This window comes from Shinella sp. CPCC 101442 (assembly GCF_024704725.1).
GTDB lineage: Bacteria > Pseudomonadota > Alphaproteobacteria > Rhizobiales > Rhizobiaceae > Shinella.
The window spans coordinates 539,662-559,941 of the sequence record NZ_JALIQS010000003.1 but is presented as its reverse complement, the minus strand read 5'-3'; the positions used below and the strand labels follow the sequence as shown (position 1 = coordinate 559,941).

The 20,280-nt window shown below is 63.1% G+C and carries 19 protein-coding genes and 1 riboswitch; of the genes, 8 read left to right on the top strand and 11 right to left on the bottom strand.

Annotated features, from left to right (window positions below):
* Nucleotides 1–35 precede the first annotated feature (35 nt).
* The gene (locus MUO32_RS13265) at nt 36–749 is read left to right on the top strand and encodes a L,D-transpeptidase (protein WP_257948775.1); all 714 of its coding nucleotides are present in this window, start codon (nt 36–38) and stop codon (nt 747–749) included.
* 2 nt (nt 750–751) lie between these two features.
* Here MUO32_RS13265 and MUO32_RS13260 read toward each other — a convergent pair whose 3' ends face one another.
* The 5 genes from MUO32_RS13260 to MUO32_RS13240 all read right to left on the bottom strand — a co-directional run bounded on the left by MUO32_RS13260 (nt 752) and on the right by MUO32_RS13240 (nt 5,570).
* Nucleotides 752–1,513: an SDR family NAD(P)-dependent oxidoreductase gene (locus MUO32_RS13260; protein ID WP_257948774.1), complete on the bottom strand. Its 762-nt coding sequence runs from the start codon at nt 1,511–1,513 to the stop codon at nt 752–754.
* A gap of 5 nt (nt 1,514–1,518) precedes the next feature.
* Complete coding sequence (locus tag MUO32_RS13255; protein ID WP_257948773.1) at nt 1,519–2,343, bottom strand: ABC transporter permease; 825 nt, start codon at nt 2,341–2,343, stop codon at nt 1,519–1,521.
* Entirely contained in the window at nt 2,343–3,209 is an 867-nt protein-coding gene (locus MUO32_RS13250) for an ABC transporter permease (protein ID WP_257948772.1), read from the bottom strand. The genes MUO32_RS13255 and MUO32_RS13250 overlap by 1 nt, the downstream gene beginning before the upstream one ends.
* An 88-nt stretch (nt 3,210–3,297) precedes the next feature.
* Nucleotides 3,298–4,458 (bottom strand): spermidine/putrescine ABC transporter substrate-binding protein, encoded by a 1,161-nt coding sequence (locus MUO32_RS13245; protein ID WP_257948771.1) that lies wholly within the window; start codon nt 4,456–4,458, stop codon nt 3,298–3,300.
* 38 nt (nt 4,459–4,496) lie between these two features.
* Nucleotides 4,497–5,570, bottom strand: a complete 1,074-nt coding sequence (locus MUO32_RS13240; protein ID WP_257948770.1) for an ABC transporter ATP-binding protein — start codon at nt 5,568–5,570, stop codon at nt 4,497–4,499.
* Between the two features lie 291 nt (nt 5,571–5,861).
* On the opposite strand from MUO32_RS13240, the gene MUO32_RS13235 reads away from it, so the two are divergent.
* Nucleotides 5,862–6,563 (top strand): helix-turn-helix transcriptional regulator, encoded by a 702-nt coding sequence (locus MUO32_RS13235; protein ID WP_257949220.1) that lies wholly within the window; start codon nt 5,862–5,864, stop codon nt 6,561–6,563.
* A gap of 105 nt (nt 6,564–6,668) precedes the next feature.
* On the opposite strand, the gene MUO32_RS13230 is transcribed toward MUO32_RS13235, so the two are convergent.
* The 6 genes from MUO32_RS13230 to MUO32_RS13205 form a co-directional block, all read right to left on the bottom strand.
* Entirely contained in the window at nt 6,669–7,145 is a 477-nt protein-coding gene (locus MUO32_RS13230; RefSeq protein WP_257948769.1) for a 6,7-dimethyl-8-ribityllumazine synthase, read from the bottom strand.
* A gap of 87 nt (nt 7,146–7,232) precedes the next feature.
* Nucleotides 7,233–7,379: riboswitch (FMN riboswitch) on the bottom strand.
* A 104-nt stretch (nt 7,380–7,483) separates the two neighbouring features.
* Nucleotides 7,484–8,545, bottom strand: coding sequence for an ABC transporter ATP-binding protein (locus tag MUO32_RS13225; protein WP_257948767.1), 1,062 nt, complete (start codon nt 8,543–8,545; stop codon nt 7,484–7,486).
* Nucleotides 8,546–8,554: 9 nt separating this feature from the next.
* Nucleotides 8,555–9,337, bottom strand: a complete 783-nt coding sequence (locus MUO32_RS13220; RefSeq protein WP_244759448.1) for an iron ABC transporter permease — start codon at nt 9,335–9,337, stop codon at nt 8,555–8,557.
* On the bottom strand, nt 9,334–10,224 hold the full coding sequence (locus MUO32_RS13215) for an ABC transporter permease subunit (RefSeq protein WP_257948766.1): 891 nt from the start codon (nt 10,222–10,224) through the stop codon (nt 9,334–9,336). Before MUO32_RS13215 ends, MUO32_RS13220 begins: the two co-directional genes overlap by 4 nt.
* Before the next feature lie 85 nt (nt 10,225–10,309).
* Nucleotides 10,310–11,413, bottom strand: coding sequence for an ABC transporter substrate-binding protein (locus MUO32_RS13210; RefSeq protein WP_374708641.1), 1,104 nt, complete (start codon nt 11,411–11,413; stop codon nt 10,310–10,312).
* A gap of 104 nt (nt 11,414–11,517) precedes the next feature.
* Nucleotides 11,518–12,396 carry a MurR/RpiR family transcriptional regulator gene (locus tag MUO32_RS13205; RefSeq protein ID WP_374708665.1) on the bottom strand — a complete coding sequence of 293 codons (879 nt, stop codon included), beginning with the start codon at nt 12,394–12,396 and terminating at the stop codon, nt 11,518–11,520.
* A 190-nt stretch (nt 12,397–12,586) separates the two neighbouring features.
* Between MUO32_RS13205 and MUO32_RS13200 the strand changes: the two genes are divergently transcribed.
* The 6 genes from MUO32_RS13200 (at nt 12,587) to MUO32_RS13175 (ending at nt 20,074) form a co-directional block, all read left to right on the top strand.
* Nucleotides 12,587–13,345 (top strand): N-formylglutamate amidohydrolase, encoded by a 759-nt coding sequence (locus MUO32_RS13200; RefSeq protein WP_257948763.1) that lies wholly within the window; start codon nt 12,587–12,589, stop codon nt 13,343–13,345.
* 116 nt (nt 13,346–13,461) lie between these two features.
* A complete protein-coding gene (locus MUO32_RS13195; RefSeq protein ID WP_257948762.1) occupies nt 13,462–15,045 on the top strand; it encodes an amino acid permease in 1,584 nt (527 codons plus the stop codon).
* A 100-nt stretch (nt 15,046–15,145) separates the two neighbouring features.
* Complete coding sequence (locus MUO32_RS13190; RefSeq protein ID WP_150130017.1) at nt 15,146–16,510, top strand: glutamine synthetase family protein; 1,365 nt, start codon at nt 15,146–15,148, stop codon at nt 16,508–16,510.
* A gap of 119 nt (nt 16,511–16,629) precedes the next feature.
* Entirely contained in the window at nt 16,630–18,009 is a 1,380-nt protein-coding gene (locus MUO32_RS13185) for an aldehyde dehydrogenase family protein (protein WP_257948761.1), read from the top strand.
* Between the two features lie 5 nt (nt 18,010–18,014).
* Nucleotides 18,015–19,160, top strand: a complete 1,146-nt coding sequence (locus MUO32_RS13180; RefSeq protein WP_257948760.1) for an iron-containing alcohol dehydrogenase — start codon at nt 18,015–18,017, stop codon at nt 19,158–19,160.
* 167 nt (nt 19,161–19,327) lie between these two features.
* Nucleotides 19,328–20,074, top strand: coding sequence for a ParA family protein (locus MUO32_RS13175; RefSeq protein WP_257948759.1), 747 nt, complete (start codon nt 19,328–19,330; stop codon nt 20,072–20,074).
* Nucleotides 20,075–20,280 lie beyond the last annotated feature (206 nt).

Below are 20,280 nucleotides of genomic sequence, written 5' to 3'. Positions count from 1 at the left end.
CTCAACCCGTCTATCCCATTGGAGTCCTATCGAGAATGCCTACGGTGTGCACTTTGTCGCGCAGAGCCTTCTTCCTTGGCGCCGCCGCGACGCTCGCGGGCTGCGCAACTTCGGAAACGTCCGTCAAGGTCGCTCCGGTTCCGCAGAAGGTCCGATATCCCATCGTGCCGGCAACGGACGAGGAGCTGGCGACGCGCTATGCCGCTCTGGAAGATGGCGGCCATCAGATTCCGGCCATTCCCTATACGCAGATCGACCCGAAGTACTACCGCCAACGCGTGCAGGATCCGACCGGTGAGGCGCCGGGCACCGTGGTCGTCGATACGCCCGGCCGTTTCCTGTACGTGGTCGAACCCGGCGGCACGGCGATGCGTTACGGCGTCGGCATCGGCCGCGACGGTTTTGCCTGGGAGGGCGAGGGCGTCATCCAGTGGCGCCAGCCCTGGCCGCGCTGGAAGGTGCCGGCCGACATGATCGCCCGCACGCCGAGCCTTGCGAAATATTCCGTCGAGAACGGCGGCATGGAGCCGGGCATCAAGAACCCGCTCGGGGCGCGCGCGCTCTACATCTTCCAGAACGGCAAGGACACGCTCTATCGCCTGCACGGTTCGCCGGACTGGAAGTCGATCGGCAAGGCGACCTCGTCGGGCTGTGTGCGCCTGATCAACCAGGATGTGCTCGATCTCTACAAGCGCGTCCCCTATCACGCGCGCATCGTGGTGCATCAGGGCTTGCTCAGCGCGGTCTGAGATCAGCCGACGGTCTCGCCGCCATCGACGACAAGGATCTGGCCGGTCATGTAGCTTGACCGGTCGGAGACCAGGAAGAGGATCGGCTCGGCGATCTCCTCCACATCCGCCCAGCGGCCCATCGGCACCTTATCCTTTATATAGGCCTCGATCGCCTCGCGTCCGCCCATCTGGGCGATGAAGGGTGCGTTGAAGGGGGTATCGACCCAGCCGGGGCAGAGCGCGTTGACGCGGATGCCGAGGCCGGCATAGTCGCCGGCCATTTGCTTGGTCATGGCGATGACGGCGTGCTTGGTCGTCGTATAGGCGATCATCTCGCGGTCGTAGAGCACGCCGGAGGAGGAGGCCGTGTTGAGGATCACGCCCTTCTTTTGCGCCTTCATGATCGGCATGACGTAGCGCGCCGCCATGAGATGGGCACGCACATTGAGTTTCCAGGAAAAATCGAGCCCGTCGATCGGCACGCTTTCGAGGTCGCCGGCCACCTGCGCGCCGGCATGGTTGTGCAGAATATCGATGCGGCCGTGGCGCGAAAGCACCGCGGCGACCGCCATCTTCAGTTCCACGTCGTCGGTGACATCGACGATGACGGCTTCCGCCTTGCCGCCTTCGGCGCGAATGAAATCGACGGTCTCGTGCGCGCGGGTCTCGTCGAGATCGGCGACGCAGACGGTGGCGCCTTCGCGCGCCATGATACGCGCGCCGGCGCGGCCGATGCCGGAACCCGCTCCGGTGACGATGGCGACACGGTTCTTCAGGATCATCGGTCTCACTCCCCGGCAGGCGATGGTTTGGTTTTTTCCCGCATCAGCAGGCGGGCGATCAGGATCAGCAGCAGCGAGGCGACCAGCACCATGGTGGCGATGGCGTTCACTTCCGGCGTCACGCCACGGCGGATCGAGGCGAAAACGTAGATCGGCAGCGTGGTTTTGGAGCCGGCGACGAAGAAGGCGACGATGAAATCGTCAAAGGAGAAGGTGAAGGCAAGGAGGAAGCCCGCAAGCACCGAAGGCAGGATCTGTGGCAACACGATATCGCGGAAGGTGGTGAGCGGCGTCGCGTAGAGATCGGCGGAGGCTTCCACGATGTCGCGCCCGAGGGTGGCGATGCGCGCCTTCACGATCATGGTGACGAGCGCCATGGTGAAAAGGCCGTGCGCGGCGATGATCGAGCCATAGCCGAGGCCGAGCTGCGGCGGCCTTTCGCCGGGCCAGATCGCGGCGACGGCGGGGTTGATCGCGCCGAAGACGGCCACCAGCGCGACGAGTGTCGCAATGCCGATCACCACGCCCGGCACGACGATGGCGGCCGCAAGCAGGCCATCGAAGACGGCGCGGGTGCGCGCGCCCAGCCGCTCGAGGCCGAGTGCCGCCATGGTGCCGAAGGTGGCGGCGAGTGTGGCGCTGACGACGGCGATGATCAGGCTGTTCTGCAGCGCCGTGACGAGGAACGGATTGGCGAGCGCCTTTCCGTACCATTGCGTGGAGAAGCCGGTGAACTCGCTCGCATTGCGCCCCGCGTTGAAGGAGAACAGCACGACCAGCGCAATCGGCGCATAGAGGAAGAGATAGACTGAGGTGATCAGCGCGCGCATCAGACGAGGTCCACCTGTCTTGTGCCGGAAATACGCCAGGCGATGCGCATGGCGACCATCAGCACCACGACGACGACGGCGACCAGCGTCACGGCGATAGCCGAGCCGAACGGCCAGTTGCGCGATTGCAGGAAAAGATCGACCAGCGCATTGCCGATGAAGAAGACCTTTCCGCCGCCGAGCAGCTGCGGGATGAGATATTCGCCGAGCAGGAGGATGGTGACGAGTGCGACGCCCGTCATGACGCCCGGTAGCGAGAGCGGCAGGGTGACGGAGAAGAAGGTCGAGACCGGTTTTGCCCCGAGATCGGCGGAAGCCTCCAGCAGACGGCGGTCGAGTTTTTCGAGGCTGACATAGATCGGCATGATCATCAGCGGCAGGTAGCCATAGACGATGCCGAGCAGGACGGCCCCCGAGGTGTTGAGGAGGCGCACATCGGCAATGCCGATCATGTCGAGCAGGTTCGGAATGCCGCGCGAGCCAAGAATGTACATCCAGGCATAGGTGCGCACGAGCAGGCTCGTCCAGAACGGTACGACGACCAGCGAAACGAGCATCAGCCGGTGGCGCGGGCTGGCCTTGACGGCAAGGTAGTAGGCTGTGGGATAGGCGACGACGAGGCAGAGGAAGGCGCCGACGGGCGCCAGAATCAGCGTGTTCCAGTAGGCGGCCGCCCGGGCCGGCAGATTGGCATATTGCGCGAAGGTGAACGCCGCCTGATAGCCGCCCGCCGGGCCGCGCTCACCGACGGAGAAGACCACCATGGCGATGAAGGGCAGCACGAGGAAGACGAACAGCCAGACGGACGCGGGCGCCAAAAGCGCCGTCGTCACAAGCCGTCTCTTTGCCGTCATCGTCAAAGCCATGAGAAATCCGTATTTTCTGGAGAGCGCCGGCCCCCGTCCGGTCCGCGCAACCGCTCCTTCCGGAGCGGCGGACGGGGGCGCTTGCGCCTTAAGCCGACTTGAAGCGGGCCATCAGTTCCGCGCGGGCCGGGTCGGTGAGGGTTACGGCCGCGCCGAATTCCAGCGGCGTCAGCGAGGCCTCGTCCGGATAGACGATCCTGTTGCCGGTGATCTCGGCCGGCAGCAGCGCCATGACGCGGCTGTCCGTCGTCGGCGCGCCGTTGGCGATGTGCTCCTTTACGGCATTCGCGGGATCCATCAGGAAGTTGAGCAGGGCATAGCCGGCCGGCTTGTTTACCGCGCTCTTCGGGATCGCGTAGAAATCCGACCAGATCTCGCCGCCATCGGTGCCGAGCACGAACTGGATTTCCGGGATGTCACGGTTGAGCTGTGCGCCGTCATTCGTCCAGCACATGGTCATCCAGGCATCGGTTGCGCGCATGGAGGGCTGGTAGTCGCTGTTGATGGCATAGAGATGCGGCTTGACCTTGATCAGCAGCTCCTCGGCCTTGGCGAGTTCTTCGGGCTTTACCGAGTTGAAGGAGAAGCCGAGCGAGACGAGTGCGTTGCCGATGGTGGTGAGCTGGTAGTCGTGCACCATGGCGCGGCCGGTCGCCTCGCCCTGTGCGACCTCGAAGAACTCTTTCCAGCTCGTGACCTTCGACTTCACCTTGTCGGAATTGAAGGCGATGCCCGTCGTGCCCCAGTTCTTCGGCAGCGCGAAAACCTTGCCGTCGACCGTGCCTTCGTTGGTGAAACGGGTGTTCTGGGTCTTGGGATCGAAATTCGGCACCTTGGCGAGGTCGAGCGGCTCGATCAGGTCGAGGCCGGCATAGGTGGAGATCGTGTAGTTCGTCGGCACGAACAAATCCCAGCCGGTGCCGCCGGCCTGGAGTTTTGCCAGCATTTCCTCGTTCGAGCCGAAAACGTTGACCTCGACGGCAACGCCCGTCGCGGCCGTGAAGGCTTCGAAGGTCGCGGGGTCGTGGTAGTTCGGCCAGGTCGCGAGCGACATGGTGGAGCCCAAGTCTTCGGCATAGGCAGGCGAGGCGAAGAGGCCAGGCTGGCGGGCGAGCACGGCGGCTGCAAGGCCAAGGCCCGTGATGCCGAGGAAGTGGCGGCGGCTGACCGAGCCGCGTTTGAGCCGCATGAATTCGTCTGTCAGCTCACGGGCGCTGATAGGGGCATTCTCTCTGAACCATTTCGACATCACACTGTTCCCTTTTTGTTGTGACGGGCCTGTTTCCCTCAGGCCGGAAAGATATGCGCTGTACCGGGATCGAAGCTTATTGCGACCCGCTCGCCCGGCGCGACGAGGTCGTTTTGTGTCTGGCGTTCGGCGGTGACGAGCATGTCGCCCAGACCGTCGATGGCGATGGAATACTCGGCGGCGGAGCCGAGGAAGATGCGGTGGGTGACGGTGCCTTCCAGTGTCGTCGCGCCATCGGTTGCGCGCGAAAGGCGGATCGCTTCGGGTCGCAGCGCGACGGTGACCGCGCCGGGAGCGAGATCGATGCGAGTGGAGGGCAGCGCGGTGCCGTTTGCGAGCCGGACGGTGCCGCCGGTTTCGAGCGTGCCGGAGAAACGGTTCGTCTTTCCGACGAAATCAGCCACGAAGAGATCGGCCGGGCGATCGTAGACTTCCTGCGGGGTCGCCAGCTGGCGGATGCTGCCGGCGCTCATCACGCAGACGAGATCGCTCATCGACAGCGCCTCCTCCTGGTCATGGGTGACGAGCACGAAAGTGATGCCGAGATCGCGTTGCAGCGTCTGCAATTCGATCTGCATGGCGGTGCGCAGCTTCTTGTCGAGGGCGGCGAGCGGTTCGTCGAGGAGCAGCACCGAGGGCTTGTTGACGAGTGCGCGGGCAAGCGCCACACGCTGCTGCTGGCCACCGGACATTTCGTGGATGCGACGCTTGGCGAAGCCCGAGAGGCGCACCATTTCCAGCGCCTCGCCGACGCGGCGGGCTATTTCCGCCGTCGGTAATTTCGGCCGCAACTGTTTCAGGCCGTAGGCGACATTCTTCTCCACGTCGAAATGCGGGAAGAGGGCATATTGCTGGAAGACCATGTTGACCGGACGGCGATAGGCCGGCACGCCATTGGCGACTTGACCGGCAATCAGCACCTCGCCCTCGCTCGGCTGCTCGAAGCCGCCGATCATGCGCAGGCACGTCGTCTTGCCGCAGCCGGAGGGGCCGAGAAGTGCCACGAAGGCGCCTTTCGGCACGGAGAGATTGATGTCGGAGACCGCGGTCACAGCGCCGTAGCGCTTGGTCACCGAACGGAACTCGATGTCGTTCGTTGGGGCGGATATCACGTCTGTTCCCTGCGGTTGTTGGTCTCTCGGCGCTCTGTGTCGCCTTGGCCACCGTCATCCCAAAGCTAGTCATCCGCTGGCCGGTTGGTATATACCCCGAGAGAGGTATTTTATCCGTAAATTGGCTGTGGGAGGAGTATATCCCAGCGGTGGTGGCAAACGCCTCCTGCGGGCAAATCGGGGAGCGAAAACGCCATGCGGGTCGATTTCACGGCATTTTTCCGGACACTTGCCGACTGGACGAGTGCTTCCGAGGCCTCCGACCGGCAGACCGGCGAGACGCTTCTGGCCATGATGCACGCGCTCGTGCGCTTCGACGACATCGTCATCTTCGCCTATCGCGACAAGGCCAGGCCGATCGACCTCTTCAGCACTTTCGAGGCCGACGACCACAACATCTTCGTGACGCTCTACCAGGCCGGTCCGTACCTGCTCGATCCGTTCTTCCACACGACGCGCGCCGGCCGCTCCGGCGTTTTGCGCATGCGCGAGCTTGCGCCCGACCGGTTCTTCTCCAGCGAATACTACCGCACCTATTATTCGCAGACCCGGCTTGCCGAAGAGCTTGGCTTCTTCGTGCCGACGGCGGATGGCGTGACGGTGGTCGTGTCCCTGATGCGGCGGGAGAAGACGGGTGTTTTCCCGGCGCCGGAATTCATGCTGCTCAACGACGCCGAGCCCTTCGTCGCCGCCTTCGTTCGGCATGCATGGGGCGATGTTGCCCGGCGTTTTGCGGAAACCGGGCAGGGGCGCGGTCGGCGCAGCGAACCGGTCAGCGAGGCGGATAAGGTGTGGCGCAAGCTCAACCTCACCGATCGCGAGGCCACGATCATCGAGCTGGTGCTGCAGGGCCATTCCTCGGAATCGATCGGCCTCAAGCTCGATATTTCCACCGGTACGGTGAAGGTCCATCGGCGCAACGTCTATCGCAAACTCGGCATCTCCTCGCAGATCCAGCTGCTGTCGATCTACCTGAAGAATTTGCAGGGGTAGCGGTGTAATGAAAAAAAACCCGGCAGAGATGCCGGGTTTTCCGAGTCATTGCAGGGGTTTGCGGCTCGATCCTCGTGGATCGATTCCGGCCCTTCAGGCTTTGATTCAGGCGACGGCAGCCAGCGCTACTTTCGCGCGGGCGTCGATGATCTGGCGCGCGGCGTTGGCGGCTTCCTTGCCCTTGATGACGAAATGGTCGCGGAAGAAGGCGATATGCGCGTCCGATTCCTGGAAGTTGTGCGGGGTCAGCACGGCCGAGAGAACGGGCACATTGGTGTCGAGGCCGACGCGCACGATGGCATCCACCACGGTGCCGGCGACGAAGTCATGGCGGTAGATGCCGCCATCGACGACGAGCGCGACGCCGAGAATGGCCGAATACTGGCCGGTCCGGGCGAGCAGCTGCGCATGCAGCGGGATTTCCAGCGCGCCCGGTACATCGATCACGTCGACATCCTCGGCGCGGCCGCCAAGCGTCGTCCATTCCGCAACGAAGGAGTCTACCGCCTGGTCGACGATACCGGCGTGCCAGCGGGCGCGGAGGACGGCGATACGGGAGGAGGGGGTGGCATTCGCATTCATGTATAAGGCCTTTCAAGGGTTGAGCCATTTTTCAACGGTCCCCTTGGGCGAACACGCAGGTGCTCCGCCTCACGCGGCGGTCTTCCTGCTTGCTCTCTTCCATCCGGACTTTAACCGTCGGCTCCGGCATCGCACCGGATCTGCTGACCCTTTCATTCGCGAAAGGCGCTCGCGGGCTCCGGAATTGCTTCCGATACCGCCGGTGGGGAGTTTCACCCCGCCCTGAGAACGCTGGAAGATTAACGAGCAAACGCCCGCGGATCAAATCCGCGGGCGACGTAAAAACGGTAATTCACGACAGAATTTTCCAAGGCATTGGAAAAGCTTGGAAGAAAAGGCTAGTCGCGGATGATCAGCAGGTCGGTCGCGGTGAAGCGCAGCGTCGCCGTCTCGCCGACGGCCGGCGGCACGAGCCCCGGGCTATTGAACATGTCGAAGGAGATGACGGCGGTGCCGACTTTCATGCGGGTGCGGATGACCGAACCGAGGAAGTTGGAGGAGATGACCTCGCCGGTCAGCGCGGTATCGCCCTTGGCGTCGGGGGCGATCGAACCGGCTTCCGGACGCAGCGCCAGCGAGATTGTGTCGCCGGCCTTTGCATTGCCGAGGGGTTCGCGCAGCGTCACGCCCTGGTCGCCGATCGAGATGCGGTTCGAAGCGGGATCGACGACCTTGGCCTCGATGAGGTTCAGCGTGCCGACGAAGCTGGCGACGAAACGGGTGGCCGGGCGGTTGTAGATTTCCGCAGGTGCGCCGATCTGGTCGGCCTTGCCGGCATTCATCACGACGATGCGGTCGGAGATCGACAGCGCTTCTTCCTGGTCGTGCGTCACGAAGACCGTGGTGATGCCGAGCTGCTGCTGGATCATGCGGATTTCCTCGCGCAGCGACACGCGGATTTTTGCGTCGAGCGCCGAGAGCGGCTCGTCGAGCAGCAGCACCTGCGGCTTCGGGGCCAGCGCGCGGGCGAGCGCCACGCGCTGCTGCTGGCCGCCGGACATCTGGTAGGGATAGCGGTCGGCGAGGTGATCCAGCTTGATGAGGCCGAGCATCTCCTTGACGCGCTGGTCGACCTCAGCCTTCGGCCGGCCGGCGACCCTGAGACCGAAGGCGACGTTTTCCGCGACATTCATGTTCGGGAACAGCGCATAGGCCTGGAAGACCATGCCGATGTTGCGCTGGTTGGGGCGCAGGTTCGCCTGGCTCTTGCCGTTGATGGTGATCGTGCCGCCCGAGGGCGTCTCGAAGCCGGCGATCATGCGCAGGACCGTGGTCTTGCCGCAACCCGACGGACCGAGGAAGGAGACGAACTCGCCCTTCTCGATGACCATGTTGAAATCCTTGACGACCTGCACGGGGCCGAAGGACTTCTGGATGCTGGTGAGGTTCAGGAAGCTCATGAAAGGTCCTTAGGCGGGGCTTTGCGCGCCCTTCTGGAAACGGGAAACAAGCTGGATCAGGCCGAGGCAGCCCCAGGTCAAGGCGAAGGACATGACCGCGAGTGCCGCCGGCTCATAGGCGCGGTTGGCGCCGAGCAGCTGCATGTACGGGCCGAAGGCCGGACGATTGAGCAGAGCCGCCATGGTGAACTCGCCAATCACGATCGCAAACGTCAGGAAGGCACCGGAAAGCACGGCGACGAGCACGTTCGGCAGGATGATCTTGGCAAGGATCGTCGTCCATCCGGCGCCAAGGCTTTGCGCCGCTTCGGTGAGTGTCGCGATGTCGATCGAGCGAAGGCCCGTATCGACGGAGCGATACATATAGGGCAGCGCCAGCGTCGAATAGCCGAACATCAGGAGGATGTTCGTACCCGTGGTCGTACCCGTCAGCGGCAGCCAGCTCGACGTGTTGTAGAGCCTGATATAGCCGAAGACGATGACGATGGCGGGGATGACCAGCGGCAAAAGCGTGATGAACTCGATATAGGGACGCAGGCCCGGCAGCTTGAGGCGCACCCAATAGGCGGTGGGCACCACGAGCAGCACGCCGAAGACGATCGTCGAGAGCGCCATCAGGATCGAATAGGTGAACGTCTCCTGGAAGCGCGGATCGCCAAGCACGACGGCATAGGCATCCAGCGAATAGACGCCGCGGCGCATCTTCAGGGAGAAGTTGGTCATGCCGACGAGCGGCAGGATGAAATAGAGCAGCCCGAAGATGAGGGCGCCCCAGGCCCAGAACTTCTTCATTTCAGCCACCTTTCGCTGCGGGCGCGCAGCCAGATGTAGATCGTGTTGGCGATCCCCGTGATGACGATCATGCCGAAGGCGAGCGCGTAACCGAGATGCGGGTTGCCGAGCACGTCGCCGCGGATCTGCGCGAAGAGCAAGATCGGCACGATGTTGAGCGAGGAGCCGGTGAGCGCGATTGCCGTGGCGACGGCGCCGAAGGCGTTTGCGAAAAGGAGCGCCAGCGTGCCGAGGAAGGAGGGCAGCAGGATCGGGAAGGCGACCATGCGCCAATACTGTGCGTTGGTCGCACCGAGGATCTGGGCGGCTTCGCGCCATTCTCGCTTCAGGCCGTCGAGGGCCGGCGTGATGATGAGGATCATCAACGGGATCTGGAAGAACAGATAGGTGACCGTCAGGCCCCAGAAGGACAGGATGTTGAAGCCGAGCGCGCGCAGGTCGATGCCGATCTGGGTCTTCAAGAACACCGTGAGCAGGCCGACCGGGCCGAGCGTCGCGAGAAAGGCGAAGGCGAGCGGCACGCCGGCGAAGTTGGAGGCAACGCCGGAAAAGGTCAGTAGAGGGCCGCGGATCCATTTCGGCAGGCCGCCGAGGACGGCGGCGGCCGCGACGGAAAAGCCGATCAGGCAGCCGAGTACGGCGGACGCGACGGAGATCTTGATCGAGATCCAGTAGGCCGAGAGGATCGACGTGGTGAAGAGACCCCGAATGTTCTCCAGGGTGAAGCTGCCCTCAGGGGTCTGGAATGCCCCGATGACGATGCGCATCGTGGGCATGATCAGGAACAGCAGGACGAAGATCGCGAACGGCGCCGCGCCAAGCCAATGCAGCGGGAGGCGGAAAGGCTCCCGTGCAGGCGGTCTGGCGGCTGAACTGTCTGATGACATCAAGAAAACCTCGGGTGTGGTTGCCGTCATTGGCATACCGCAATCGTCGCCCCGGCCAACGAGCCGGGGCGACGAAGAGTGTCGCTTACTGTACGTTCGCGCCGACGGCGCTGTCCCATGCGCCGGTGACGGCGGCCTTGTTGGCGTCTACTTCCTCGAGCGTCGGGAAGTAGGCCTTTTCATAGGATGCTGCCGGCGGCAGGGCGTCGATCAGGTCCTGCGGAACCTTGCCGGCCTTGACCATGGCGTTGAAGCGTGCCGGGTGGCAATAGCCCTTCAGCCAGCCGAGCTGACCTTCGTCGGAATAGAGGTGCTCCATCCACAGCTTGGCAGCGCTCGGGTGCGGCGCATAGGCCGAGATACCCTGAACGTAGACGCCGGCGAGAACGCCCGATGCCGGAACGACGACTTCGGTCGGCGGGTTGCCGTTGAGGGTCTTGGCCCAGCCGAGCGCGTTGTAGTCCCAGGCGATGACGATCGGGGTCGAGCCCTGAGCGAGCGTGCCGGACTTGCCGATGACGGGGACGAAGTTGCCGGCCTTGTTCAGCTCTGCGAAGTAGGCGAGGCCTGCTTCACCGGCTTCCTTGCCGGCCTTTGCACCCTTGCCGAGACCGGCGGCGAGAACGCCGAGGATGGCCTGGTTCGACGCGCGCGGGTCGCCGGCGAGAGCGACCTGACCGGCATATTCCGGCTTCAGGAGGTCAGCCCAGTCCTTCGGGGTGTTGGCGACGAGGTCCTTGTTCACCAGCATCGACATCACGCCGTAGTAGTCGCCGTACCAGAAGCCTTCGGCGTCCTTGATGGTATCCGGGATTTCGTCCCAGGTGGAGACCTTGTAGGGCTGCAGCAGGCCTTCGGCCTTTGCCTGCGGGCCGAAGGCGAGGCCGACGTCGATCACGTCGGGCGACTGCGGGCCCTTGTTGTCCTTGTTGGCCTTGATCGCTTCGACTTCATCGGCCGAACCGGCGTCGGGGTTCAGTTCGTTGACCTGGATTTCCGGATATTTCGCCTTGAAGGAGGCGATGACGTCACCGTAGCCGCACCAGTCGTGCGGCAGCGCGATCGTCGTCAGCATGCCTTCCTTCTTGGCAGCTGCGATCAACTCGGCGCTCGGCTCGGCGAAGGCGAGCGAGGGCAGCGCGATCGCCAATGCGGTGGAGAGCGAAAGCAGACGTTTCGTAGATGACATCACGGGTGTTCTCCTTTGGTGTGTCAGTCAACTTCGGCGAAGCTGATACTGTGGGCATATGAACGTTATGTGACAGTTTTGTTTCGGTTTTTTTCGTATTGCCGTCAGGATTTGCCGGGGACCTCCGGCCGGGGTTTGCGAAAAAGCCGGCTGGCTTCGAAAAGTCCCTCCAGCGTCTTCATTCGGCCGCTGGTTTCCTCCCAGCCCGAGCTTTGCACGGCTTCGATCAGCGCTTCGACGATGAACAGCGTCACGACGGACGAGTCCCAGGCCGAGGGCGCTTCGATATGCACGCGAAAGATTTTGGCAGCGGCCTTCGCGACGGGTGAGGCCCATTGATCGGTGAACAGGATGATCTGGATGCCGCGTTCGTGGGCGACGCGGCCGAGCGTCTCCATTTCCTGCTCGTAGCGCCTGATGTCGAAGATCACCAGCACGTCGCCGGCTTTCATGTTCAGCACGTAGTGCGGCCAGGAACTGGGATTGGAGGCGATCTGGGTGACGTTCGGGCGGATGACCTGGAGATGGGTGAACAGGTAGTCGGCCAGCGCCTTCGTGATGCGGCCGCCGATGATGTAGATGCTGCGCTGGCGATCGGCGAGAAGGGCGGCCGCGCCGTCGAACTCGGCGGTTTCCACCTGTGACAGCGTCTGGCGCAGGTTGGTCATGATCGCGTCGGCGAAACGGTTCAGGATATGCGTGCCCGGCGCGTTGGCGGCCCAGCGGTCGTGTTTGGTGATCGGGTTCGAAAGCGTCGCTTCCAGTTCGTGATGCAGGCGGGCCTGAAAATCCGGGAAGCCGCGGAAGCCGAGCTTCTGCACCATGCGCGCAACCGTCGGCGTCGACACGCCGGCGTTTTCCGCGACCGTCGTGATGCTGCCGAGGCCGGAGACGGGATAGTTGTCGAGCAGCGATGCGGCCAGCTGCTTTTCGGCGCGCGTCAACGCGTCGAAATGCGCACCGATCACATCCGACACCGTCATGGATGCTTGGTTGAGCGTCAAATTGTTCCCCTGCGCCCCGGTCTTTGCCGGGATTTCGACGATAAAACGCGCTGTCACAATTCGAGTCAAATGTTTTTTTGAAGAGATTTTTTCAAAACACCGTTGACACCGGCAAATCCGTGAAGAATTCTTTTCATTAACGAAAAAAGCCGGTCGAGGGGATCAGGCTATGGGAATTCTGACTGGAGAGGAGGGCGACCCCGTCGCCCTTGAAAACGCGTCTGCCCGCGGCCGGGTCATTCTCGTCTGCGAGCATGCGTCACGCCTTCTGCCCAAATCGCTCGGCACGCTCGGCCTCTCGCAGGAGGCGCTGGCAAGCCATATCGCTTGGGATCCGGGTGCGCTCGCCGTTGCCCGCCGCATGGCGAAGAGCCTTGATGCTGCGTTGATTTTTCAGCGTTTTTCGCGCCTCGTCTATGATTGCAACCGCCCGCCGGAATCGCCCGCCGCGATGCCGGAGAAAAGCGAGGTCTTCGATGTTCCCGGCAATGCCGGGCTCGACCAAGCCGCGCGCGATGCTCGCACCGAAGCGCTCTATCTGCCGTTTCGCGAAACGCTCGCCCAGCTTGTGAAGGGCCGGGTTGCGGAGGGCAGGGCGCCTGTTCTCGTGACCATGCACAGCTTCACGCCCGTCTATTTCGGCAAGCCGCGCGAGGTCGAGATCGGCATCCTGCACGATGCCGATACGCGGATCGCCGACGGCATGCTGGCCGCCGCCAAAACGGCCGGCCTCTACATGGTTCGTCGCAACGAGCCCTACGGGCCGGAAGACGGCGTGACGCATACGCTACGAGAGCACGGCCTCGCAAACGGCCTGCCCAATGTGATGATCGAGGTCCGCAACGACCTTATCCGAGACGAAGTCGGCCAAGGGGTCGTGGCCGACTATCTGGCGGGGCTGCTCAGCGAGAGCCTTCCTGCCGCATAATAAAAAAGACCCGGGGAGCGGCATGGCCGCGGCGCATATCCCACGTATTTCGTGGGCCTCAGACACAGGCGGCCCTCGGCAATTCCGCCCGGGACCAGTCGATACAGGGGAAAAACATGTCAGATTACTCCGACAACGATAAACATGAGGATATGCAGGTCCTGCATTCCATGGGCTACGCGCAGGAACTCGAACGGCGGATGAGCCAGTTCTCGAACTTCGCCGTGTCCTTCTCCATCATTTGCATTCTCTCCGGCGGCATCAATTCGCTGGCGCAGGCGACATCGGGCGCGGGGGGCGCCGCGATCGGCATCGGCTGGCCGCTCGGCTGCTTCATCTCGCTCGTCTTCGCCGTCGCCATGGCGCAGATCAGCTCGGCCTACCCGACGGCCGGCGGCCTCTACCACTGGGGCTCGATCCTCGGCAACCGTTTCACCGGCTGGCTGACCGCCTGGTTCAACCTGCTCGGCCTCGTCACGGTTCTCGGTGCCATCAATGTCGGCACCTACTACTTCTTCATGGGCTCGTTCGGTACGCCGTACTTCGGCATGGAAGACACGACCGTCACCCGGATCATCTTCCTGGCGATCATCACCGGCGCGCAGGCGCTCGTGAACCACATGGGCATCGGTCTCACCGCCAAGCTCACGGACTTCTCGGGCTACTTGATCTTCGCCACGTCGATCCTGCTTGCCATCGTGTGCCTTGCAGCTGCCGACAGCTACGATATCGGCCGCCTCTTCACCTTCTCGAACTTCTCCGGTGAAGCCGGCGGAAACGTCTGGCCGGAAACGTCGGGCGCCTGGGTGTTCCTGCTCGGCCTGCTGCTGCCGATCTACACGATTACCGGTTATGACGCTTCGGCGCATACTTCGGAAGAAACCGTCAAGGCGGCGACTTCGGTGCCGCGCGGCATGGTTTCCTCCGTTCTGTGGTCGGCGCTGTTCGGCTACATCATGCTGTGCTCCTTCGTGCTTTTGATCCCTAGCTCGGTCACCAATGCCGACGGCACGACGACCGACGGCATGGCCGCTGCCGCCGCTCAGGGCTGGAACGTCTTCTTCTGGGCCATGGACACGCAGGTGAACCCCGCGCTCAAGGATGTTCTCTACTTCCTCATCCTGGTCGCCCAATGGCTTTGCGGCCTTGCCACCGTTACGTCCGTTTCGCGCATGATCTTCGCCTTCTCGCGTGACGGCGGCCTGCCGTTCTCGCGCGGCCTGTCGAAGGTCAGCCCGAACTACCGCACTCCGGTCGCCGCCATCTGGACGGGCTCCATCCTTTCGGTCCTGTTCGTCTGGGGTTCGTCGCTCGTCTCCATCGGTGAAACGCCTGTCTACACCGTCGTCGTCTCTTGCACCGTCATCTTCCTGTTCTTCTCCTTCGCGATCCCGATTGCGCTCGGCCTCTTCGCCTGGGGCACGTCTAAGTGGGACAAGATGGGTCCGTGGAACCTCGGCGAAGGCGTCTTCAAGCTGTTCGCCGTCCTGTCGATCATCGCCATGGCGCTGATCTTCGTGCTCGGCATCCAGCCGCCGAACGACTGGGCGCTCTACATCACCGTCGGCTTCCTCGTCCTGACCGCTATCATCTGGTTCGGCCTTGAAAACCGCCGTTTCAAGGGTCCGCCGATCGGTGAGGAAGTCGCTCGCCGCCAGGCCGAGATCGCTGCCGCCGAAAAGGCTGTCGGCCAGGTCTAAGCCATCTTAGCGCGGGGGCCGCGCGTGCGGCCCCCGTTTTCATTTCCGACCGACGCGCGGCGATTGCCGGGCACCATTTCTGGGACCAAAAACCATGAGCATGACCTACACATTCGATGATCTGAAGAAGGATGTTGCCGAGGGCCGCATCGACACCGTTCTCGCCTGCCTCGTCGACATGCAGGGCCGCCTCATGGGAAAGCGTTTCCAGGCGGAATATTTCGTCGAAAGCGCCTACGAGGAAACGCATAGCTGCAACTACCTGCTCGCCACCGACATGGAGATGGAGACCGTTTCCGGCTACAAGTCGACGAGCTGGGCCGCCGGCTACGGCGACTATACGATGAAGCCCGACCTTGCCACGCTGCGCAAGCTGCCCTGGCTGGAGGGCACGGCGCTGGTGCTCTGCGACGTGCTCGACCACCATACCCATGCGGAAGTGCCGCATTCGCCACGCGCCATCCTCAAGAAGCAGGTCAAGCGACTTGAAGCCCTGGGCCTCAAGGCCTTCATGGCGAGCGAACTCGAATTCTTCCTCTTCGACCAGACCTTCGACGATGCGCGCGAAAGCGGCTACCGCGACCTACGCACCGCCTCCGGCTACAACGAGGACTACCACATCTTCCAGACCACCAAGGAAGAAGACGTCATGCGCGCGCTGCGCAAGGGCCTCCAGGGTGCCGGCATTCCGGTGGAAAACTCCAAGGGCGAGGCCTCGCCCGGCCAGGAGGAAATCAACGTGCGCTATGCCGAGGCCGTCACGATGGCCGACCGGCATTCGATCATCAAGAACGCCACCAAGGAAATCGCCTGGCAGCGCGGCAAGTCCGTGACATTCCTCGCCAAGTGGAACTACACCGCCGCCGGTTCCTCCTCGCATATCCACCAGTCGCTGTGGAGCCTGGACGGCAAGGAAGCGAAATTCTTCGACAAGGACGCCAAATACGGCATGTCGGAGCTGATGCACAACTACGTGGCCGGCCTGCTCGCCCATGCCAGCGAGATCACCTATTTCCTCGCGCCCTATATCAATTCCTACAAGCGCTTCGTCGCCGGCACCTTTGCGCCGACCAAGGCGATCTGGAGCAAGGACAACCGCACGGCCGGCTACCGCCTGTGCGGCGAGGGCACCAAGGGCATCCGCATCGAATGCCGCGTCGGCGGTTCGGACCTCAACCCCTATCTCGCCATGGCGGCGCTGCTCGCAGCGGGCATTGCCGGCATCGAGGAGAAGCTGGAGCTTGAGGCGCCCTTCGTCGGTGACGCCTATGGCGGCAAGGACGCCCGCGAGATTCCGAAGACGCTGCGCGGTGCAACCGCTGCACTGACCGGTTCAAAGATGCTGCGCGAAGCCTTCGGCGACGACGTCATCGACCACTATGTCCGCGCTGCCGAATGGGAGCAGGAAGAGTACGACCGCCGCATCACCGACTGGGAGGTGGCGCGCGGCTTCGAGAGAGCGTAAGGCTGCGGCCAGTCAAGGTCCGTCCTGCCCCGGCGAATAACCCTCCAGGGATATTTGCCGCGTGGCGGGATCGGCTATTGTCCGGCGCGAAGATTCATATCGGAAACAGGAAATCGATCATGACTGTGATCAAATGCATATCCCCCGTGGATGGCTCGGTTTATGCCGAGCGCGAGGCGATGCCGCTGGCCGCCGCGCAAGAGGTTGTCGCCCGCGCTAAAAAGGCGCAAAAGGCCTGGGCGAAGCGCCCGCTCGAAGACCGTATCCAGCTCGTGCTGAAGGGTGTCGCCCGCGTCAACGAGATGGCTGACGAGATCGTGCCGGAAATCGCCTGGCAGATGGGCCGTCCGGTCCGTTACGGCGGTGAATTCAAGGGCTTCAACGAACGCTCCAACTATGTCGCCGAGATCGCCGGCTCCTCGCTGGCGCCGATCGTCATCGAGAATTCCGACCGTTTCGAGCGCCGCATCGAGCGTGAAGCGCGTGGCGTCGTCTTCGTCATCGCGCCGTGGAACTATCCCTACATGACGGCGATCAACACGATCGCGCCGGCGCTGATGGCGGGCAATGTCGTCATCATCAAGCATGCCGCCCAGACGCTGCTCGTCGGCGAACGGCTGGTGCGCGCCTTCAACGAGGCCGGCGTGCCGGAAGATGTTTTCCAGAACGTCTTCCTCGACCATGACACGACCTCGGCGCTGATCGCCGGCAACGCGTTCGACTTCGTCAATTTCACCGGCTCCGTCGAAGGCGGCCGCGCCATCGAGCGCGCCGCTGCCGGCACGTTCACGCCTGTGGGTCTCGAACTTGGCGGCAAGGATCCGGGCTACGTCATGGAAGACGCAGACCTCGACGCCGCCGTCGATACGCTGATGGACGGCGCGACCTTCAATTCGGGACAGTGCTGCTGCGGCATCGAGCGCATCTACGTCAACGAGAACCTCTACGACGCCTTCGTCGAAAAGTCCGTCGCCTGGGTCTCCAACTACAAGCTCGGCAACCCGCTCGATCCGGAAACGTCGCTCGGCCCGATGGCGCACACGCGTTTTGCCGCGACCGTTCGCGCGCAGATCGCCGATGCCGTTTCGCGTGGTGCCAAGGCGCTCGTCGATCCGAAACTCTTCCCGGCTGACGACGGCGGCGCTTACGTTGCCCCGCAGATTCTCGTCGATGTCGATCACTCCATGGAATTCATGAAGGAAGAGACGTTTGGTCCGGCCGTCGGCATCATGAAGGTGAAGAACGACGCGGAAGCGCTCGCGCTGATGAACGACTGCAAATACGGCCTCACCGTCTCGCTCTGGACGAAGGACAGCGACCGCGCCGCCAATATCGCCCGCGATCTGGAGACCGGCACCGTGTTCCAGAACCGCGCCGACTATCTCGACCCGGCACTCTGCTGGACCGGCGTGAAGGAAACGGGCCGTGGCGGCTCGCTCTCCGTCATCGGCTTCCACAACCTCACCAGACCGAAATCCTACCACTTCAGGAAAGCTTGAAGAGCATGACCATCACCGCCAACTGGAGCTACCCGACAGCCATCAAGTTCGGGGCCGGCCGCATCAAGGAACTCGCCGATCACTGCAAGGCGGTCGGCATGAAGAAGCCGCTGCTCGTCACCGACCGCGGCCTTTCGACGATGCCGATCACGCAGGGTGCGCTCGACATTCTCGCCGCCGCCGGTCTTGGCCGCGCTATGTTCGCGGATGTCGATCCGAACCCGAACGACAAGAACCTCGAAGCCGGCGTAAAAGCCTACAAGGATGGCGGCCATGACGGCGTCGTCGCCTTCGGCGGCGGCTCCGGCCTCGACCTCGGCAAGGCGATCGCCTTCATGGCCGGCCAGACCCGCCCGGTCTGGGATTTCGAGGATGTCGGCGACTGGTGGACCCGCGCCAATTCCGATGGCATCGCGCCGATCGTCGCCGTGCCCACCACGGCAGGCACCGGTTCGGAAGTCGGCCGCGCCTCCGTCATCACCAATTCCGAGACGCACACCAAGAAGGTGATCTTCCATCCGAAGTTCCTGCCTTCTGTGACGATCTGCGACCCGGAACTGACGGTCGGCATGCCGAAGGTCATCACGGCAGGCACCGGCATGGACGCATTCGCCCATTGCCTCGAAGCCTATTGCTCGCCGTTCTACCATCCGATGAGCCAGGGCATCGCCCTTGAGGGCATGCGCCTCGTCAAGGAATATCTACCCCGCGCCTATAAGGATGGAACCGATATCGAGGCCCGCGCCCATATGATGTCGGCCGCCGCCATGGGTGCCGTCGCCTTCCAGAAGGGCCTTGGCGCGATCCATTCGCTGTCGCACCCCGTCGGCGCGATCTACAACACGCACCACGGCATGACCAATGCCGTCGTGATGCCGCCGGTGCTGACCTTCAACCGCTCGGCGATCGAAGCCAAGATCACCAGCGCTGCCGCCTATCTCGGCATTGCCGGCGGCTTCGACGGCTTCTTCGATTATGTGCTGCGCCTGCGCGAAGAACTCGGCGTGCCGGAGAAGTTGTCGGCGCTCGGCGTCGGCACGGACCGGATCGACGAAATGTCGGAAATGGCCATCGTCGATCCGACGGCCGGCGGCAATCCGGTCGAACTGACGCTCGACGCGGCCAAGCGCCTTTTCGTCGAGTGCATCTGATCTTTATGACGGAACCATCGGGGCGGCGGTCAATTGATCGCCGCCCCGATTCTTTATGATAATTGTTACGAATTGCGCCGCATGATGTTTGTCATCAGAATGTCATGCGACTGTCATGATTTGCCCGCTTCCGGTGCAGCCAGACGGTCTGAGGCGGCGGTAGTGCAATGGCGGTCATATCGGTAGCGAACGCCAAGGGCGGTTCGGGAAAGACCACGGCAGCGGTTTTGCTGGCGACGGAATTCGTGCAGCGCGGCGCACGCACCGCGCTTCTCGATTGCGACGACCTGAAGCTGGCGGCCGGCTGGGCGCGTTCGGCAAGGCTCGGCGAGGGGTTGACGCTGGTCGATACCGTTGCCGTCTCCAATCTTGCCGGCTATCTCAAGGCTTTGCGCGCCACACACCAGCATATCGTCATCGACCTCTCGGGCGCACGCGACGCGCTGGTGGCCTTCGCCGTCGGTTTGTCGGATCTCGTGCTGGTGCCCGTCCAGGGTTGTGCCATGGATAGCCGTGGTGCGGCACACGTGCTTGAACTCATCGATCTCGTCGGTGCCAATTCACACAGGACGATCAACCGCGCCGTCGTGCTCTCGCGTGTCAATCCGCTCGTCACCACCCGCGCGCTGCGCAGCGTGAAGGCCTTGCTCGACGGGGCGAAAATCCCGGTCATCGATACGCCGGTCATCGAGCGAGCCGCTTTCCGCGATATGTTCGAGACGGGCGGCACGCTCTATTCCATCGCGGCCGGCCGGACGAGCAATCTCGACAAGGCGATCCTCAACATGCAGGCCTTTGCCGACGCTGTGCTGCGCTTTGCAGTCGGCAACGACGGCCGGAAGCCTTTGGCGAGGGCGCAAGCGGGCGCTGTAGCCGGAGCGACGCAGCCCGCAATGGCTTTCCCCGCGCCCTGAATTCTTACCGTTAACAATTGACAGAAGCCCTGAGGACGCTGGTTTTCCGGGCTTTTTCCTCGCAGGCGCCGATTTGGGGCTCCGACCTCATTAATCTTCGCGATGCGCAAATTTCCATTTCGTTAACCATGTTTTGAAAGATTTGATGAAGCGGGCGCCATTTCATCCGGGTCGTCTGACGAGAGCGATGAGGAAGCTCGCAGCAT

Bases quoted from the DNA above. Each gene is read 5' to 3' on its own strand.
- MUO32_RS13265 (WP_257948775.1), top strand. From the start codon at position 36: ATGCCTACGGTGTGCACTTTGTCGCGCAGAGCCTTCTTCCTTGGCGCC.
- MUO32_RS13260 (WP_257948774.1), bottom strand. From the start codon at position 1,513: ATGATCCTGAAGAACCGTGTCGCCATCGTCACCGGAGCGGGTTCCGGC.
- MUO32_RS13255 (WP_257948773.1), bottom strand. From the start codon at position 2,343: ATGCGCGCGCTGATCACCTCAGTCTATCTCTTCCTCTATGCGCCGATT.
- MUO32_RS13250 (WP_257948772.1), bottom strand. From the start codon at position 3,209: ATGGCTTTGACGATGACGGCAAAGAGACGGCTTGTGACGACGGCGCTT.
- MUO32_RS13245 (WP_257948771.1), bottom strand. From the start codon at position 4,458: ATGTCGAAATGGTTCAGAGAGAATGCCCCTATCAGCGCCCGTGAGCTG.
- MUO32_RS13235 (WP_257949220.1), top strand. From the start codon at position 5,862: ATGATGCACGCGCTCGTGCGCTTCGACGACATCGTCATCTTCGCCTAT.
- MUO32_RS13230 (WP_257948769.1), bottom strand. From the start codon at position 7,145: ATGAATGCGAATGCCACCCCCTCCTCCCGTATCGCCGTCCTCCGCGCC.
- MUO32_RS13225 (WP_257948767.1), bottom strand. From the start codon at position 8,545: ATGAGCTTCCTGAACCTCACCAGCATCCAGAAGTCCTTCGGCCCCGTG.
- MUO32_RS13220 (WP_244759448.1), bottom strand. From the start codon at position 9,337: ATGAAGAAGTTCTGGGCCTGGGGCGCCCTCATCTTCGGGCTGCTCTAT.
- MUO32_RS13215 (WP_257948766.1), bottom strand. From the start codon at position 10,224: ATGTCATCAGACAGTTCAGCCGCCAGACCGCCTGCACGGGAGCCTTTC.
- MUO32_RS13210 (WP_374708641.1), bottom strand. From the start codon at position 11,413: ATGTCATCTACGAAACGTCTGCTTTCGCTCTCCACCGCATTGGCGATC.
- MUO32_RS13205 (WP_374708665.1), bottom strand. From the start codon at position 12,396: ATGACGGTGTCGGATGTGATCGGTGCGCATTTCGACGCGTTGACGCGC.
- MUO32_RS13200 (WP_257948763.1), top strand. From the start codon at position 12,587: ATGGGAATTCTGACTGGAGAGGAGGGCGACCCCGTCGCCCTTGAAAAC.
- MUO32_RS13195 (WP_257948762.1), top strand. From the start codon at position 13,462: ATGTCAGATTACTCCGACAACGATAAACATGAGGATATGCAGGTCCTG.
- MUO32_RS13190 (WP_150130017.1), top strand. From the start codon at position 15,146: ATGACCTACACATTCGATGATCTGAAGAAGGATGTTGCCGAGGGCCGC.
- MUO32_RS13185 (WP_257948761.1), top strand. From the start codon at position 16,630: ATGACTGTGATCAAATGCATATCCCCCGTGGATGGCTCGGTTTATGCC.
- MUO32_RS13180 (WP_257948760.1), top strand. From the start codon at position 18,015: ATGACCATCACCGCCAACTGGAGCTACCCGACAGCCATCAAGTTCGGG.
- MUO32_RS13175 (WP_257948759.1), top strand. From the start codon at position 19,328: ATGGCGGTCATATCGGTAGCGAACGCCAAGGGCGGTTCGGGAAAGACC.